This window comes from Anabaena sp. 54 (genome assembly GCF_017355725.1).
GTDB classification, from domain to species: Bacteria; Cyanobacteriota; Cyanobacteriia; order Cyanobacteriales; family Nostocaceae; genus Dolichospermum; species Dolichospermum heterosporum.
The window spans coordinates 1-17396 of the sequence record NZ_JAAVWA010000003.1; the positions used below are offsets into that span (position 1 = coordinate 1).

Genomic DNA, 17396 nt, shown 5'->3' on the forward strand with positions numbered 1-17396 from the left:
TGGGGGATGTGGGGGATGTGGGGGATGTGGGGGATGTGGGGGATGTGGGGGATGTGGGGGATGTGGGGGATGTGGGGGATGTGGGGAGAAAGAATTTTTCCAATGACAACTGACAACTGACAACTGACAACTAACAACTAACAACTGACAACTGACAAATGACTAATAAACAAACTCATCGGATAGCTTCAGTTCACCGCACTACTGGTGAAACAGATGTTCACGTTACTATCAATCTGGATGGTACAGGGATATGTAAAGTTTCTACAGGTATTCCTTTTTTAGATCATATGCTCCATCAAATCGCTTCTCATGGGCTTTTTGATTTGGACATTCAAGCTAAAGGTGATTGGGAAATTGATGATCACCATACTAACGAAGATGTGGGGATTACCTTGGGACAAGCTTTATTCCAAGCTTTGGGTAATAAAAAGGGAATTGTCCGGTTTGGGAATTTTCTTGCGCCTTTAGATGAAGCTTTGGTACAAGTTGCTTTAGACTTTTCTGGTAGACCTCATCTCAGTTATGGTTTAGAAATTCCTACTCAACGGGTGGGAACTTATGATACCCAGTTAGTGCGGGAGTTTTTTGTGGCGTTGGTGAATCATAGCCAAATGACGTTACATATTCGCCAATTGGATGGAATTAATTCCCATCATATTATTGAAGCCACATTCAAAGCTTTTGCTAGAGCCATGCGAATAGCGGTGGAAATTGATCCCCGGCGGGCAGAAACAATTCCTAGTTCTAAAGGTGTGTTATGAAAATCCTCAGCATCGGTTAATCTGTAGTTAGCTCTAAATAGTCAGTAGTTGGTAGTTTCATCGCTATGAATTCTGTTGTAGACAACCCCGATTCTCAGCAAAATCCCCTAGATAAACAACCTGTAGTCCTGACTTCTGAATTGCGAAAAGTCTATCGCACGGGGTTTTGGCTCAATCAAAAGGTTGTATCGCTCAAAAACTGTTCTTTACAAGTGTACCCAGGAGAAACCTTTGGTCTGTTGGGTCCTAATGGTGCGGGTAAAACCACGTTGTTAAAATTATTGTTGGGAATTATCCGCCCTACATCTGGAAGGGGATTATTGTTAGGTAAACCCATAGGCAACGCTAAAGTCAAGCAGCATATTGGCTACCTCCCAGAAAATTCCTATTTATACGAATATCTGAGCGGTTGGGAATTTTTGCAATTAACAGCGGGTTTATTTCAAATTCCCCAAAAGTTACAACGTCAACGCATTCCCCAATTGTTGGAATTAGTGGGATTATCCCAAGCCGATGCTCGTAAAAAGCAAATGCGGCGCTATTCTAAGGGAATGCTTCAGCGCGTGTGTATGGCTCAGGCGTTAATCAATGATCCAGATTTAGTTTTTTTGGATGAACCTATGTCTGGACTTGATCCTCTGGGGCGTTACCAAATGCGAGAAATTATTCTTGCTTTGAAAGCATCTGGTAAAACCATATTTTTTAATAGTCATGTATTGAGTGAAGTGGAACAAATTTGCGATCGCGTGGCTATTCTTGATCAAGGAGAATTAATCTGTTGCGGTTCTCTCAATGAACTTTTAGGTAATCAAAACACCTATCATGTTAAAGGTCAAGGCGGAGACGGGGAAATCTTGAGAAAATGGATAGGTAATTTAGAATTTAGGTCTGATGGTTCTTGGCAGGGTATACTCCAAGAAGATTATTATGATTTTCTGTCTAGTTTGAGGTTAATGGGGGGAAAAGTTATCACTATGAATCTGTCACGTCAATCTCTAGAAGAGTTTTTTATCCATCAAATTCAAATCCGAAATCATCCGCTTAATTAGTACAAACAGGTAGAAAATAAGAGAGATAAATCACCCATAAGTAGTAATTTTTGCGAATTATTTGATGATTCTAAAAGTCAGTTACTTATGTGTTAATAATTCCTGATAAATTTAGTGTTATGACTGTACCATCAGCGGATGAATTAGTTGTTGACATAGGACGAAAATTGTTATCAGCGAGGAACCGTAACTTGCAAAAAGCACTGAAAATATTTCCTAACATTCAGAGAAGATTTAAAATCAAATTCCTTACGCAACAAATTATTTATGTCCGGAAAACTAAAGATTTATTAGAAAATAAAATTGTTGAGTCACTAGGATTCTTCAGTATACTCGATGTTAAAATGTTTCCGAATAACTCTAAATATCGTCATTTTCAATTCTCAGGTAAATATGCTTAATAAAGATTTGTGTAAATTTCTCACCCACTCAACTATGGGTTTAGCATTGTTAACAACAGTGAATATCACTTTGCCATCGGTGAGTTTAGCGCAAAAACAGCCAGTAAAATCAACACCCAGTATCGCTACAGATTATTTATTAGGCGGCGGCGATCGCATCCGTGTCAATGTATTTGAAGTACCAGAATATACGGGTGAATATCAAGTTCCTCCTGGTGGTTCAATTAATATGCCTTTAATTGGTAGTATCCCCGTTTCGGGCTTAACCACAGAACAAGCTGCTGATACAATCGCCAGAAGATATGCTCGCTTTCTCAAACGTCCGCTCATTTCCGTCAACTTATTATCACCCCGTCCCATTAATGTGTTTGTTGCTGGGGAAGTAACAAGACCGGGTGCTTATACCCTCAGCTTGGAAGGGGGAGCAGGAAATAACCCCGGTGTCCAATATCCAACAGTATTAGCTGCCCTGACCAGCGCTCAAGGTGTGACACTAGCAGCAGATGTAACTCAAGTACAATTACGCCGCAAGGTAGGACGTTCTGGAGAGCAGACAGTTTCCCTAAATTTAAAGGAATTGACGCAAACAGGTAGAATATCTCAGGAGATTACCTTACGAGATGGAGACACCATAATTGTCCCCACTGCTGCCAGTTTGAATGTGGCTGAAGCCCGGAATTTATTTGCAGCTAACTTTGCCGCTAGTCAAAGTTCACCCCGCACAGTGGTGGTAATTGGTCAAGTTTACCGTCCTGGTTCTTATCTTGTTACTGCTGGAAATGCCGGTGGGGCAGAGGGTGGTGGTGCTGGTGGTGGTTTACCCACTGTCATGCGGAGCTTACAACTAGCAGGGGGAATTACGTCCATTGCGGATGTTCGGAAGATTAAATTACGCCGTCCTACCCGAACTGGTACGGAACAAACTATAGATATTAACCTATGGGAATTACTACAAAGCGGTGATATCAATCAAGACATAGTGGTGCAAGATGGCGATACTATCATCATTCCTACAGCTACGGATATTAGTGCCGCTGAATCTACCCAATTAGCAACAACAACTTTGTCCCCAAATACTATTGAAGTGGGTGTAGTGGGTGAAGTCAAAAGAGCAGGGGCGGTAAGATTACAACCAAATAGCTCTTTAAATCAGGCATTATTAGCCGCTGGTGGTTTTAATGATAGTAGAGCCAGTAAAGGAACTGTAGAATTAATTCGCCTCAATACCAATGGTACAGTTACTAAACGTCCAATTAAAGTGGATTTATCTAAGGGAATTAATGAGGAAACCAATCCGATCCTTCGCAACAATGATGTTGTCGTAGTTGATCGCAACGGGTTAGCTAAAACTGGTGATAGAGTTAATACTGTAGCCGGTCCTTTAGGTACTATCTTGGGGATTATCAGACTATTTACTACTGGATTTTAGTTTAAGTCGAAAGGTTGGTTTTCTAGGTTTCCACTCAAAAAATCTAGACCCAAAACATAATTATTATACATCTTAGGTTATTTTTTTCGGCAACTCATGATTAGAGGTGTAGCGATCGCCTATAATGCGATCGCAGGTTTATCATTTTTATAGTTAACAATCGGGAAATTACGCAATTAACCCATTTTAATTTACAGTTAATGCCAGCCATCACCCTAACAATCAATTCTGCCCGAAGCCGAAAGAGGAGAATAACTGAATGGACCCAATAATTTTTATCATATTTTTAGCTCTAGTAGGTTATGCCTTCGCATCTGCAAAGATGGTAAATCAAGGAGATGTCGCCTTAGTTGAACGCTTGGGGCGGTATCATCGCAAACTAAATCCTGGACTAAGTTTCATAGTTCCCATTCTCGATCAAGTTGTGATGGAGAATACAACCAGAGAGCAGTTATTAGATATAAAACCGCAAAATGTAATTACTAAAGACGGAGTTTACTTAGAAGTTGATGCAATTCTTTACTGGCGGATCAAAGACATTGAAAAAAGCTTTTATGCTATTGATGACTTAGAAACAGCTTTAGCTAACTTAGCCACAACCACCCTTCGGGAAAATATCGCTCAAAATTCCTTAGAGGATACTAATATGTCCAGAGACGAGATGGACGGAAGCATATTAGGTGTATTAAATCCAATTACATCCGCATGGGGAATTGAAATTATCCGTTTAGATATTCAAAGTATCACCCCACCAGAAGCTGTACGCAAGTCAATGCAAGAACAACAAACAGCACAAATTAAAAAAAAGGCAGCAATAGAAGCAGCAGAAGGAGAACGACAAGCAGCAGTTAAACGAGCGGAAGGAACTAGAACATCAATAGAAATAATTGCTGAAGCCTTGCGTTCTCACCCCGAAAGTAAAGATATTTTAAGGTATCTTGTTGCCCAAGATTATGTAGATGCTAGTCAAAAACTGGGTGAAAGCAATAATGCCAAAATTGTCTTTGTAGATCCTGCTAACTCAACAGAAATGTTTCAGGAATTGATTTCTGATTCAGTACAAGAAAATCATGGTAAAAATCCCACTAATGGAAAGGGTAATGGCAATGGTAAAGGTAATGGGAATGGATCTAATTAGAGCTTGACACCATTAACTGGGCGCGAGCCCCGCGCCCCTACCTCCTAACCTATGGCTAACGCCACGCTGCGCTATCACGAAAAATAGCATCTGCTACCAGAGTAACTTCTTGCATTTCTCGAACATCGTGGACTCGGAGAATATCTGCACCATTAAAAATAGCCGCACAACAAGCTGCGGCTGTTCCCCAAACCCGTAATGTTGGATCTGGTTGATTAAGAATATTACCAATAAAACTTTTACGAGATGCTCCCACCAAAATTGGAGAATTAAGTGTTTTTAGTGATTCTAAACAGCGAAAAATTTCTAAATTCTGGTCATGGTTTTTAGCGAAACCAATACCAGGATCAATAATTATTTTATTTGGGTCAATTCCCAAAAGTGTAGCCTTTGTAATTTGCTCAGATAAAAATTTATAAATATCAGCAATTAAATCTTCATAATCAGTACATTTTTGCATAGTTTGGGGTTTTCCTCGGATGTGCATTAACACAATCGGCACATTTAAACTAGCAACAGTTGGCAACATTTGGGGGTCAAATGTACCAGCAGAAATATCATTAACTATATCTGCTCCAGCGGTAATTGCGGCTTTGGCTACTTCTGCTCTAGTTGTATCTATAGAAATAGGAATATCAATAACTGGACGTAGCAACTCCAAGACAGATAGCACCCGCTCAAGTTCTGCTTCTAGGGATATTTGTTCTGCCCCTGGACGGGTTGATTGTCCACCAATATCAATAATATCAGCACCAGCCGAAACCATTGCTTCTGCCTGGGTTAAAGCCGCTGAGGTGGTGTTAAATTTACCACCATCACTAAAACTATCCGGGGTGACATTCAAAATTCCCATGAGATAAGTCCGCTTTCCCCAGGTAAAACAGTGATCTCGGATAGTTAAGTTGTTAGACATGAAATTTTTTAACTTTTAATTGATGTATCCCCAATCCCCAATCCCCATTATTGATAGTTGACAATTCTGGCAAAACTATCAGCTTTTAGACTAGCGCCACCAACGAGAGCGCCGTCAATTTCTGGTTGTGCCATAATTTCATCAATATTATTCGGGTTGACTGAACCGCCATATTGGATAGGAACTAGGGGATTAGTTAATTGACTGCGAATTAAGCCAATTACCCGATTTGCTTCCTTGGATTCACAGGTATCACCAGTACCAATTGCCCAAATTGGTTCATAAGCAATAATTAGGTGAGTTTGATCAATATCTACCAAGTCTTTTTTTAATTGGTTGCTAATTATTGATTCTGTTTCCCCTGCGTCTCGTTGTTGTTTAGTTTCCCCAACGCAGAGAATGGGTGTGAGTCCATGCTTTTGGGCGGCTTTAAGACGGAGATTGACAGTTACGTCAGTTTCTCCAAAGAATTGCCGTCTTTCACTGTGTCCAACAATGACAAAACGCACACCGATTTCAGTGAGCATGGGGGCGGAAATTTCGCCTGTATATGCTCCATGTTCTTCCCAGTGGACGTTTTGTGCGCCCAAATTTACACGGCTACCATGCAAAGATTTAGACACCAGGCTTAGGTCTGTGAAGGGAGGAAATAATACCACTTCTCGTTCTGAGGGGGTTTCCTCCAGGTGAGGCAAAAATCCGCTTAAAAATTCTGCGGATTCTGCCTGGGTTTTGAACATTTTCCAGTTACCAGCAATAACGATTTTCCGCACAGGTGATTTAATCAAAATTTTAATGTTACTAGATGCACTTTTTAATGTACTACTTTTTTAGGACTATTCACGAAGCAGAATTTATCGGGCTACAGAAACGGTAGTCAGTAGGAATATAGGCAAAAGTGTTGGTCTTTATAATAAATGAGATGCTTTATAAGTTATTTGTTTATATGCTATCAATCAAGAGGAGGATGCCAACCACTAATTACCCAACGCTTTCGAGCAATCAGAATTACTGGATTATTGATTCGTAGCTTAACTATTGTAGTCCGACCAATAGCATTTATACCTTCTAATCTTGTACCATCAGCGCTCCATCCAAAATGGTCAGTCCATTTCTGTTGACGAGGGTTAAAAAGTTGTATAGTTTCACCACTCAAAGGATCTATAGATTCAACTGCATCACTTTTGAATTCGTTGCATGAACGACAAGCTAAACAAAGATTTTCAAAAGTTGTTTCTCCACCCTTAGAAACTGGGTGAATATGATCATAAGTCATAGGAATACCGCTATTTGCTTCAGATGTCAAGCAATAACAGCAACGTGATTTATCCCTTTCTATGATTTTTTGTCTTAAACTTTCAGAAATATATGTAGACACAACAATTTAAGAATTTGATAAACGATACCCTCGCCAACTGAGTAATACTGCTGCTTGGGCTTTACATAACATAAATAAATCAGCCTCATGTCGAAGTGACATCAACTCTAATTTTTCTACTTCTGTAAGTATACCCCTAGAGTTATGATCAAGCAGGATGTTATATCTGTCCATATCATCTGCTGTTTTTCGACTATTGGCAATTTGCCAAAGAGTATTGTCATCTAGCTTATCTAATGCGGCAATTTCAGCTTGAAATTCTTCCGGGACATCATCCCAAGCTGGTGGACTACCAACTTGCAAAGCATGAAGCATTACTTCTTCTAAGGGACGTTGAATAGCATTAGCAGTATTAACTAATCGCTGATAGATAATTTCTGGGATTTGGAGAGTTACTGTTTCAGTGGGCATAGGGTGAAGGTTAGGGTTTATTTTATATTGATTATTTTACTTCATTTCAATTATTAATCTCTTGAAATCTGAATCCTAGATTTCCATGTGATAGTATACAATATCATAAATAATACATTTATTTATCTACAATGAACGTATTAAAACTTTCATTAGATCCTGTTTTTTTAACTTTTAGCACTGCATTATATTTACTTTTAAATGATTTTGCTTTAACTTGAATTTGTGCTGAGTTTATAGGGCATCTAGTTGTGATTATATAGCAATATTTGAGGACTGTTTTATAATTTTTTGAGACAATTTTAATAGTATTTTCAATTTGGTCAAAAGCGTGTTCTACGTCAGAACCTTTTAATTCTATATAAATTTCGATATAAGGTTCATTAATAATTAGTAACCAATCACATTTAACTCCTTGAATATCTAAACAGTCATCTACTTGAACTTTAGTGACTTCTATTAAATTTTCATTAGCAAAAATTATTTTACTACTTTTCTTTTCTTCTATTAATATATTTTTATAGTTGATTTTTTCGGAACATTTATCTAAATCCACAGATGTTATTCTCCAAATTCAAGTTCTATTAATTTTTCAAACACTTGACTAAATTCGTTGGATACGTCATCAATGATATTTGTATCAATCAAGTTATTTTCTTCATTTATCAAACTTTCAATCATACCATTTTTGATGGTGTAAGCAGCAACATCATTAATATCTAGTGTTTGATTTTCTGGAACTATTTTAAATAAATCTTTTAGTAAATCATTTTGTTCAGGTTTCTCTCTTAATGCTTTCAGAGTGTTACCTGCTTGAATTAAGTTATTAAAAGCAGTTAATATGTAAGGACTGTGAGTAGTAATGAAGAATTTATGCTTTTTTTCAGTTGTATTAAAAACCTGGCTTATTAAACTTACAATATGTTTTTGTGATGTAGGAAATAAATGTGCTTCTGGTTCTTCTATAATGAAAAGGCGTGTTGTTGAGCTAATAAAAGGCAAAATAGCTAATATAAGTGTCATAGGTAGAGCCTCTTGCTGTCCAGAGGATGAATGTGATAAATTAGTCCTTCTATTTTTGTTTGTTTCGTTAGTGTATAATATCCAGTCCTGATCTTTTTCATAGGAATAATTACCAACTATTATCTGATTAATTAATTCATCAATTGAATCACTTGGCTTTAATTGATGAATAAATTTTCTAACATGATACAAATTTTTTACTCTTTCATAAGCTGAACCAAATTCTTTTAGAAAATAATCTATGAGTATATTTTCTGATAAAAAGGAAAAAATATTATTTTGTAAGTTAGCAAAAAACGATCTTCCAGCAGGGATGAAAGTTATCAAGTCAAGACTATTAACATCTCTCAGAACATATTTACTAAAAATTGTGTTGTAGTATTCTTCAATTATTTTCTCAGGGTTATTTTCTGCATATTCAATGGTTTTTTTGTTATATTCGCTTAAGATTTTTCTGCGAACTTTAACTAAATGTTCAGAATATATCAAAGATAATTTAGACTTCTTATCATCTGATTTTTGGTTATTTAAAGCTACGGAATAACTATTAAATTCATATAAAATTTGAAACTCCTGATTTTTCCAAGAATATTCAGGGAATATAATTTTAAACGTTGTAATTATACTTTTATCAAATTCTGCTTTTTTTTGCTTATTCTGGATTGAAGAACGATATTTAATGAAAAAATCTTTAAAGAAATAAACTAATTTAGCAAGTATGCTTTTACCACTAGCCTGTTGCCCAATAATAATATTTATCTTGGATAAATTAAATTCAATATCTTTGATATTTAAAAAGTTTTTTACTGTCAGTTTTTCCATAAGTGCAATATAATATCAGTAATACAAATGTATGACTAGAAAAATAAGTCATCAGTACATTGTACACGATATTTGAGAAATTTGAAATCAGAATCAATAGGAGTTTTTAATGTATTTTAAAAATTGGTGCGTTAGCGCAGCGTAACGCACCCTACATCTGTATTCTCTAATTCATCCCAAATACAGAACCAACTGTAGACTTAATCGAGTTTCCAGCATCTTTTAAAGCTTGAGTGAAGGGTTGCTTATTTTGCAAAAAGATCCTCGCACAATTGCGTCCTGGCATCCCGGAAATTGAACCGCCGGGATGTGTTCCTGCGCCTGTTAAAAAGAGATTATCAATGGGAGTTTTATAATTAGCTAATTCGGGTAAAGGTCGGAAAAATATCATTTGATCCATTGTCATATCAATATGATAATAATTTCCTTTATATGCTCCTAATCTTTCTCCTAATTCCGCTGGACTTTCTACTCTTCTAGCGATAGTTGCTTTTTTCACATTGGGGGCATAAGTTGCTAATTTGTCAATTACTCTATCTGCAACTTGATTTTTCAATTCATCAGTCCAACCTGTTCCTTTTAAACCTGTACCTTTTGCATTAGCAATTTGATAAGGTGCAAAAAATTCAATCCATAAAGTATGTTTTCCAGGTGGTGCTAAACTGGGGTCAAGGGCGCTAGGCATGACGAGATACATGGAGGGATCAGAATCGGGAATTTCGCCTAATGTACATTTACTATGAGCCTGTTCTACATGATTCATAGAATCAGCAATGAGAATTGAACCAATGAGATATTCATCTTTATGATCATGATGAGAAAAATGCAAGGGTTCATCTAATGCTAAATCTATTTTGAGGATAGTTTCATTATTGTTGATAATGCGGCGTTCTAACCTTTCCCATAAATCAGGATCAACGGCATCAATATCACTTTTTTCTGTCATTTGTAAGAATAATCTTTGAGCATCAATATTAGAAATTACTCCCTGTTTAGCTCGATATTCTTTACCACCTGCCACCCGCACACCCTCGGCTTTAGCATCATTAATTAAAATCTTTTCTACGTGCTGGTCTGTGAGAATTACCCCACCTTTACTCTTAACTAATTTCACCAAGGCTTGCACCAATGCACCTGTACCGCCGCGAGGTCTAGCCATTCCAGGATTATGACGCATAGCCATCATCATCACCCCAATTGCCAGGTTTTTTTGAGAAGGTGGCGCACCTAATTCTGATGCTAATCTAGATAGGGGAGCTTTGAGAAATTCTTCATCAAACCATTCATTAAGAATATCTTCGGCGCTGTTTAACATTGTTCGCACAAAATCAAAACTTTTGGCGGGAGAACCAACTACAGAAAATAAATCTTTAACTTGTTGCAGATTGTAGTTACCGAAAATATCTATAATTGATTTGGGTGGGGCATTAAACATGGGAATCATGGCGTTAATTGCCCGTTGCCAATAATTTGTAAACTCGGCATATTTTTTAGCATCTCTTTCATTGTAACGAGCGATTTCTGCACAGGTTTTTTCTAATGATTTATGTGCTAAGAAATATTTACCGTCGGGGTGAGGACAAAATACAACTGGGTCACATTCTAGATATTCTAAGCCATATTTTGTCAGTTCTAATTCTTCTACTACTGGACCCAAATGAATAAATTCATGGTCAATGGCACACAAGTTAAATTTAAAACCTGGTGCTTTGTCTGGGATACATTCTTCTGTTGTGGCTGCACCACCGGGAACAGGACGTTTTTCTAGTAGTAAGACGCTATAACCTGCTTTGAGTAAATAAGCTGCACAAACTAAACCGTTGTGTCCAGCACCGATGATGATAACGTCGTATTCTTGCATATCTCTTATGACATAGAAACCTGGCTTTTTTATATTATTAATATTTACGGCAAATTGCAAGTAAATTAGGTAAAATTTTAGTGGAGATTAGTTACAATAATATAGCAATCCTATTTGAGTGGTTGTCGGAGAACGAACCACAGAGGCACAGAGAGCGCAGAGGTAGAGAAGGAAGAGATGTATGTTTACGGCAGGTTATACAAATACGTCTTATTTAGGATTACTATAGATCCCCAATTTATTCAATAAATCAGGGATCTTGTTTGAGAAATTATTGCTGTTAAACTGTGACTGTTTCTAAGTTTACAGATTTTGGTTGACGAAGATTCTGAATTTCTAAATTTATCGGACCATTTGGGCCTGTAACTAAACCCCGTCTTTGTGGTTTAATTTCATCGGTATTAACTAATTTCATTGACCATGTTTTCAGAACTTTAGCTAATATTAATTTCATTTCCATTTGGGCAAATGCTAAACCGATACAACGTCTTGCCCCACCACCAAAAGGTAGAAATTCATAGGGAGAAAATTGTTTTTCTAAAAAGCGTTCTGGGTTGAATTTTTCGGGTTGAGGATAAATATCTTCCCGTTGATGAGTTAAATAAATTGAACCCATAATAATTGTACCTGCTTCAAGTTGATAACCACAAAGAGAAATAGGTGTTTTTACTTTTCTAGGAAAAGTTAGCATTCCTACAGGATAAATCCTTAATGTTTCATTACAGACAGCAGTTAAATATGGTAATTTAAAGATGGTGCTATAATCAGGATTTTCTCCTAAACTATCCAATTCGACTAATAGCTTTTCTCGAACTTCCGGGAGTTTATGAATCCAGTAAAAAGCCCAAGAAATAGCTGTGGCTGTAGTTTCATGACCTGCGACTAATAAAGTCATCAATTCATCTCTTAATTCTGCATCAGTCATAGGTTGACCGTTTTCATCTTGAGCAGACATAAGTAAATTAAGAATATCTGTGCGATTAGGATCAAAATTTTCTCTTCTTTCTTGAATTTCCTGATAAATGAGTTGATCAGCTTTTTCCTGTTTCTTCATTTGTCTTTTCCAAATTTCAGAAATTCCTATGATTTCTTTCAATTTGGGAAGATAGAGAAAAGCAACTCTCCAAGGACTGCTACCCTGTTCTAAAATTTCACAAAGTAAATGTTTAAGTTTTTCTGCTCGTTCTCCTTCATAAATGCCAAAAACAGCTTCCATCATTACCTGAAGAGTGATATCTTGGGTAATGTTCCTAATATTAAAAGATTGATTTTTTGGTTGTTGATTAAAAACTTTTGTGGTAATATTCTCAATTAATTCTGCATAAGTTCGCATTCTTTCCCCGTGAAAAGGAGGCATAATTAATTGACGTTGACGTTGATGTGCTTTACCACTAAGACTAATGACAGAATTTTTGCCCAGTAAATATTGAAAAATACTGTTTAAATCTCCTGGTGCTTCCAAGTCTTTTTGATCATTACTTAACACCTGCTGCATTGCTTCAGGAGAATGAACAAATAACATTGGTGGTAAATTACTTTGCAATTTTAAAGTGAATAAATCACCATAAGTCTTGGCGCATTCTGTCAAATAACTCATGGGTCTGAATATCCAGTTTAAAACTTGAATAGTGGCTGGTGCTTTTGGTCCTGGTAGTAGTTGCATAATTTTCTCCTATTTTGATTACACAATTAATTACACAATAACTCAACTTCAACTATAAACCCTTGAGATTTGAATTTTCACAAGATTATCAAAAAAACTAGATGTGTAGGGGTTTAGCACTGCTAAACCCCTACGTATACTGATTTAATGACATGAAAGGAAAAACAAGTAATCATGTGAGATGAGTATTTAAGCTACTTATGGTGATATTGCGAAAAAGCAATTAACTATTAGATCCTCAAAGATGTAAAATCTTGGTTACATTAAACCAGAAACTCAAGTTTTTCCGATTTTATTCAGGTACTCAACATGACAGTAATTACGACAAAGGCAGCTTCCGCAGTTCCAAATTTTTGTGAAGGGATACAATATTTTGGGGAAGCATTGCCAGATTTTGAAACTTATGGGGCAACTCCCGTGATAGAATCGGGCAAGAGGGCGATCGCATCCCCAACAGATACAACAGCAGTATATCAAACCTTACTCGCCGCTGATGCCCTGCGCTACCTCACCCTACACATCAGTGCTAGTAAGGCTTCTGGCCATCCCGGCGGTTTTGCCAGCCAAGCGGAGGCTTATGCAGCTTTGGTCATGCTGGGACATAAAAACATTATCACCGAAGTAGGACATCACGCCCCTGGTTTCTATAGCGCCATGTTCTTAGACCGTTCCTTAGAAGACATGGGCATTTCTACAGTACAACAATTGGGCGATCGCTTTCGAGAAAAGCATGGATTATTAGGACACCTATCCGGCTACATTCCCGGCATTCTCGCACCGGCTGGCCCCCTGGGACAAGGACAACATTTCGCCATGGCCGCAGCCCTGTTGCACCGTGATAAACTCTTCCCCTTCACCCTGGGAGACGGGGGACTGGGTGAACCCTATATCATGAGTGCAATGGCACATTTTAACACCGCTTACCCCACCGCTACCAACTTCTTGCCCATATTAGTGTGGAACGGTTACAGCCAAGAACACCACAGCATGGTATCTCTGAAAACCAACGCAGAGATGATTGCCTATTGGCAAGGTAACGGTTTTGCCGAAGTCGTATTAGTCAACGCCAAAGATTTTGACGACCAAAACCAAGCAGGTGAATATGTTGATAGTACGGTATTTTCCTTTGCCAAGCGCCTAGAATTTACCAAAGCGGTATTAGTAGGTATGGATAAAGCCGCCCGTTCAGCACTTGGCGGAAAATTAACAGTATTTATTATCAAACAACTCAAAGGGGCTGGGGTTCACGCTTTAGGGGCAAAATCACACAACCTCTATCCTCAAGATACTTTAACCGCGCCCCATATCGTCAGCGCCTTACAAAAACGGGCATTATCAGCCCCAGCATGGCAAATTGTGCGGACAAATGCCGAACGGGCTGGAGGTGGTCCGGCTGCGAAAACAGTAGTCACAGAATTTGAATTACCTTTAGCAGAAATTGGCGAATTACCATTAGTAGAATATCAAGTTGGCGCAGTTCCCCAAGTTTCTACAACTGTCATGGGTAAGCTGGTGGGAGTAGTAGGAAATAAAGATAAAAACTTCCTTGTGACTAACGCTGATGGTAACGCCGCTTCAGGAATTGGTAATATTAATGAGGCATTAAAAATCATTCACCCCACCACCGATGACACCTATCATCAAGCCCCATCTGGGCAAGTTTACGAACCTTTGAGCGAAGATGCTTGTGCTGGTTTAGCGGCTGGATTATCCTTAATGGGGGCGAGAACTTTGTGGTGTTCCTATGAATCTTTTGCTATCAATGGTTTACCAATTTGGCAAACTGTCACCCAAGCAATGGCAGAATTACGCCGCAAAACACCTTCAACAATTACATTATTTACTGCGGGGGCTTTAGAACAAGGACGCAACGGTTGGACTCACCAAAGACCAGAAATTGAAGCTTATTTTGCTTCTTTGATGAGAACGGGAAATGTCTTCCCATTATTTCCCCCAGATGCTAACAGTATTCAAGTCTGTTATGACTGGGCTTTGCAAACAAAAAATAAGGGCATTGTGATTACTGCTAGTAAGTCTCCTTTGCCAATTCGTAGCACCTTTGCCCAAACTGAAAAAGGCTTAATTGATGGTGCGGTGTTATTACATGAAGTGGCTGGTGGGAAGACTGTTGTATTTGCTGTAATTGGCGATTTGACTTTAATTCCTGTGTTTGAAGCGGCGGCTTTTTTAGAAACTGAAGGTATTGGTGTGAAGATTGTTTCTATTATCAATCCTCGTCGTTTATATCGTCCTCATGATACTGCTTGGGATACTTGTTCTGAACCTGATAACGGTTTTTTAAGTGATGCCGATTTTGAGCAATTGTTTGGTGGAGATGCCTTAATTGGTGTGACAGGTGGCGCTGGGGCGATGTTAGAACCTATCATGTTACGCAGTAATTCTCAGCGTGATTCTTTTGCCTGGAAGCGTGGGGAAACTACGGCTAGTGCGGGTGAGTTGATGGCTTTTAATGGCTTGACTGCGGAGGCGTTGACTAAGCGGGCTATTGAGTTGGTGCATTAATTAGAACGCAGATGTACGCAGATTAACGCGGATGTTTTGGCGTTGGGTTGCGTACATTTGCTGATTTTTTTATTGGAGGGAACACAGATGAACGCTGATGAACGCAGATTGGAGTTGAATGGGATTACGGAGCAGATTATTGGATGTGCTTTTAAGGTTGGTAATACTTTGGGGGTTGGTTTTTTGGAGCAGGTTTATGAAAATGCGCTGGTGCATGAGTTACGGAAAACTGGTTTGTTGGTTGAGCAGCAAAAAATACTGGAAGTCTTGTATGACGGTATAGTTGTGGGTAATTATAGGGCTGATTTGTTGGTAGAAAATGCTATTATTGTGGAGTTAAAGGCAGTAACAGCACTAGATAGTAAGAATTTTGCCCAATGTATGAATTATCTTAAAGCCTCTGGACTTACTCTATGTCTATTAATTAATTTTGGGAATCCCAAAGTAGAGATAAAGCGTGTTGTTCGTAATTTCTAAACCCATCTGCGTTTATCCGCGTTCATCCGCGTTTCTCATAATTAGGGGAGTTCCATAAATTTGTGTCTGCTCAAACCTCAGATAAAAGCTTTAATTTTTCTTCTCCAGAGAAATATCAACAAAGTCAAAATACACCAAATTTAACAGATGTTGATCCTATAGGTAAAACTTGGGAAAAGCATCGAATTAATGCTGATAAAGTTGCTGAATTTTACGCTCAAGCAGGTGAAGATCATTTCAATGAATATGCTTGGCGTTTGAAAAGCTGTTCTGAGTGGCTAGAGTTTCGCTTAATTCCAGAAGAATCAGCAGATATTCTCAAGTTAAAATTAACAAATGCGCGATTTTGTCGAGTGCGTCACTGTCCAGTTTGTCAGTGGCGACGTTCTATGATGTGGAAAGCAAAAGCTTATCAGATTCTCCCTCAAGTTGTCACAGATTACCCTAAATACCGTTGGTTGTTTATCACTCTGACGGTAAGAAATTGCAACATTGAAGAACTCAGAGAAACCTTAGATGAAATAAACAAAGCTTTTAAACGTTTGTCAGAGTTAAAAGCATGGCCAGCTAAAGGTTGGGTAAAGTCTATAGAAGTCACCAAAGGTAAAGATGGAATATCAGCACACCCACATATACACCTTTTAGCGATGGTACAACCTTCATATTTCAGTCATGGTTATATTTCTCAAGCTAAATGGGTATCATTATGGCAGCAGTGTTTAAGGGTGAATTATCAGCCAGTAGTTGATATAAGAGCGATTAAAAAACACCATGATCCAAAAGTGTTAATTCCTGAAATTCTGAAATATCAGGTGAAAGAAGCTGATTTAGTGGCTGATAGGGAATGGTTTTTAGAGTTAACCCGTCAACTACACAAAACTAGAGCGATCGCAGTTGGGGGAGTTCTCAGACATTATATGCGAGAATTAGAAGAGAAAAATCAAGACCTCATTGGTGAAAGTGAAGAGATAGATGAGGTTAAGGAGAATAGTTTATTGTTCCGATGGGATAAAAAGTTACATAAATATATATTATAGTAACATCAAAGACAAGAGAAAAGTAGTAAAAGTTAATCAGCAAGAGAATTATAGCAAATTTTAAATGTAGCTATCCCAGTCTGATAAAATAAAAAACCATCTGTGTAAATCTGTGTTAATCAGCGTTTAATTATACTCTATATACTTACCTAAAGACTTACTAATGATGTTTCTTAGAATTGCTTAATAAGATAAGAGAAACTTTAATTATGACCTCCTGCATAGAAATAGAGTGATATTTATTATTCATAACAGGAGTAGAAAGACAAACAAGAATTATTAGTAAACTCAATAAAGAAGTTATTTTGTGGAACATAAGAGAAGAATAGTTATTTGCTATGTAGTGTGTGAGAAAGAAGAATAATACTAAACTCCAGGTAAAAGGTAGGTAAAGTATATCTATTATATGTATGTACTCAAGCCACCTAAAAATTAGAAGAACTTAGTATCACCTTCAATTTAAACCAGGAAATAACTACTATAAAGATTAATAAAATTGAAATAAGT

General features: G+C 37.7%; 16 protein-coding genes. 8 read left to right on the top strand and 8 right to left on the bottom strand.

Going from position 1 to position 17396, the window contains the following annotated elements; all coding sequences use genetic code 11:
- The first annotated feature begins 158 nt into the window (after positions 1-158).
- The 5 genes from hisB (at position 159) to HEQ36_RS04525 (ending at position 4781) form a co-directional block, all read left to right on the top strand.
- Positions 159-764, top strand: coding sequence for an imidazoleglycerol-phosphate dehydratase HisB (gene hisB / locus HEQ36_RS04505; protein ID WP_168634772.1), 606 nt, complete (start codon positions 159-161; stop codon positions 762-764).
- 65 nt (positions 765-829) lie between these two features.
- Positions 830-1813: an ABC transporter ATP-binding protein gene (locus HEQ36_RS04510; protein ID WP_039201786.1), complete on the top strand. Its 984-nt coding sequence runs from the start codon at positions 830-832 to the stop codon at positions 1811-1813.
- 119 nt (positions 1814-1932) lie between these two features.
- Positions 1933-2214, top strand: a complete 282-nt coding sequence (locus tag HEQ36_RS04515) for a hypothetical protein (protein ID WP_168465998.1) — start codon at positions 1933-1935, stop codon at positions 2212-2214.
- A complete protein-coding gene (locus tag HEQ36_RS04520) occupies positions 2207-3643 on the top strand; it encodes a polysaccharide biosynthesis/export family protein (RefSeq protein WP_168634773.1) in 1437 nt (478 codons plus the stop codon). The genes HEQ36_RS04515 and HEQ36_RS04520 overlap by 8 nt, the downstream gene beginning before the upstream one ends.
- A gap of 259 nt (positions 3644-3902) precedes the next feature.
- Positions 3903-4781, top strand: coding sequence for an SPFH domain-containing protein (locus HEQ36_RS04525; protein WP_168634774.1), 879 nt, complete (start codon positions 3903-3905; stop codon positions 4779-4781).
- A gap of 55 nt (positions 4782-4836) precedes the next feature.
- On the opposite strand, the gene folP is transcribed toward HEQ36_RS04525, so the two are convergent.
- The 8 genes from folP to HEQ36_RS04565 form a co-directional block, all read right to left on the bottom strand.
- On the bottom strand, positions 4837-5694 hold the full coding sequence (folP, locus tag HEQ36_RS04530; RefSeq protein WP_168634775.1) for a dihydropteroate synthase: 858 nt from the start codon (positions 5692-5694) through the stop codon (positions 4837-4839).
- Between the two features lie 47 nt (positions 5695-5741).
- Positions 5742-6467, bottom strand: coding sequence for a triose-phosphate isomerase (tpiA, locus tag HEQ36_RS04535; protein WP_168635488.1), 726 nt, complete (start codon positions 6465-6467; stop codon positions 5742-5744).
- Between the two features lie 179 nt (positions 6468-6646).
- Entirely contained in the window at positions 6647-7072 is a 426-nt protein-coding gene (locus HEQ36_RS04540) for an HNH endonuclease signature motif containing protein (RefSeq protein WP_053538682.1), read from the bottom strand.
- Positions 7073-7078: 6 nt separating this feature from the next.
- Entirely contained in the window at positions 7079-7483 is a 405-nt protein-coding gene (locus tag HEQ36_RS04545) for a hypothetical protein (RefSeq protein WP_168634776.1), read from the bottom strand.
- Positions 7484-7601: 118 nt separating this feature from the next.
- Positions 7602-8039, bottom strand: coding sequence for a hypothetical protein (locus HEQ36_RS04550; protein ID WP_168634777.1), 438 nt, complete (start codon positions 8037-8039; stop codon positions 7602-7604).
- Between the two features lie 5 nt (positions 8040-8044).
- A complete protein-coding gene (locus HEQ36_RS04555; RefSeq protein WP_168634778.1) occupies positions 8045-9328 on the bottom strand; it encodes an AAA family ATPase in 1284 nt (427 codons plus the stop codon).
- Positions 9329-9494: 166 nt separating this feature from the next.
- Complete coding sequence (gene crtO, locus HEQ36_RS04560) at positions 9495-11189, bottom strand: beta-carotene ketolase CrtO (RefSeq protein ID WP_168634779.1); 1695 nt, start codon at positions 11187-11189, stop codon at positions 9495-9497.
- A 280-nt stretch (positions 11190-11469) separates the two neighbouring features.
- Entirely contained in the window at positions 11470-12852 is a 1383-nt protein-coding gene (locus HEQ36_RS04565) for a cytochrome P450 (RefSeq protein WP_168634780.1), read from the bottom strand.
- A gap of 309 nt (positions 12853-13161) precedes the next feature.
- Here HEQ36_RS04565 and HEQ36_RS04570 point away from each other — a divergent pair, with 309 nt between their 5' ends.
- From HEQ36_RS04570 to HEQ36_RS04580, 3 genes are all read left to right on the top strand, one after another.
- Positions 13162-15375 (top strand): phosphoketolase, encoded by a 2214-nt coding sequence (locus HEQ36_RS04570; RefSeq protein WP_168634781.1) that lies wholly within the window; start codon positions 13162-13164, stop codon positions 15373-15375.
- Positions 15376-15462: 87 nt separating this feature from the next.
- The gene (locus HEQ36_RS04575; protein WP_148765473.1) at positions 15463-15852 is read left to right on the top strand and encodes a GxxExxY protein; all 390 of its coding nucleotides are present in this window, start codon (positions 15463-15465) and stop codon (positions 15850-15852) included.
- 62 nt (positions 15853-15914) lie between these two features.
- Positions 15915-16889 carry a protein rep gene (locus HEQ36_RS04580; protein WP_168634782.1) on the top strand — a complete coding sequence of 325 codons (975 nt, stop codon included), beginning with the start codon at positions 15915-15917 and terminating at the stop codon, positions 16887-16889.
- Positions 16890-17396 lie beyond the last annotated feature (507 nt).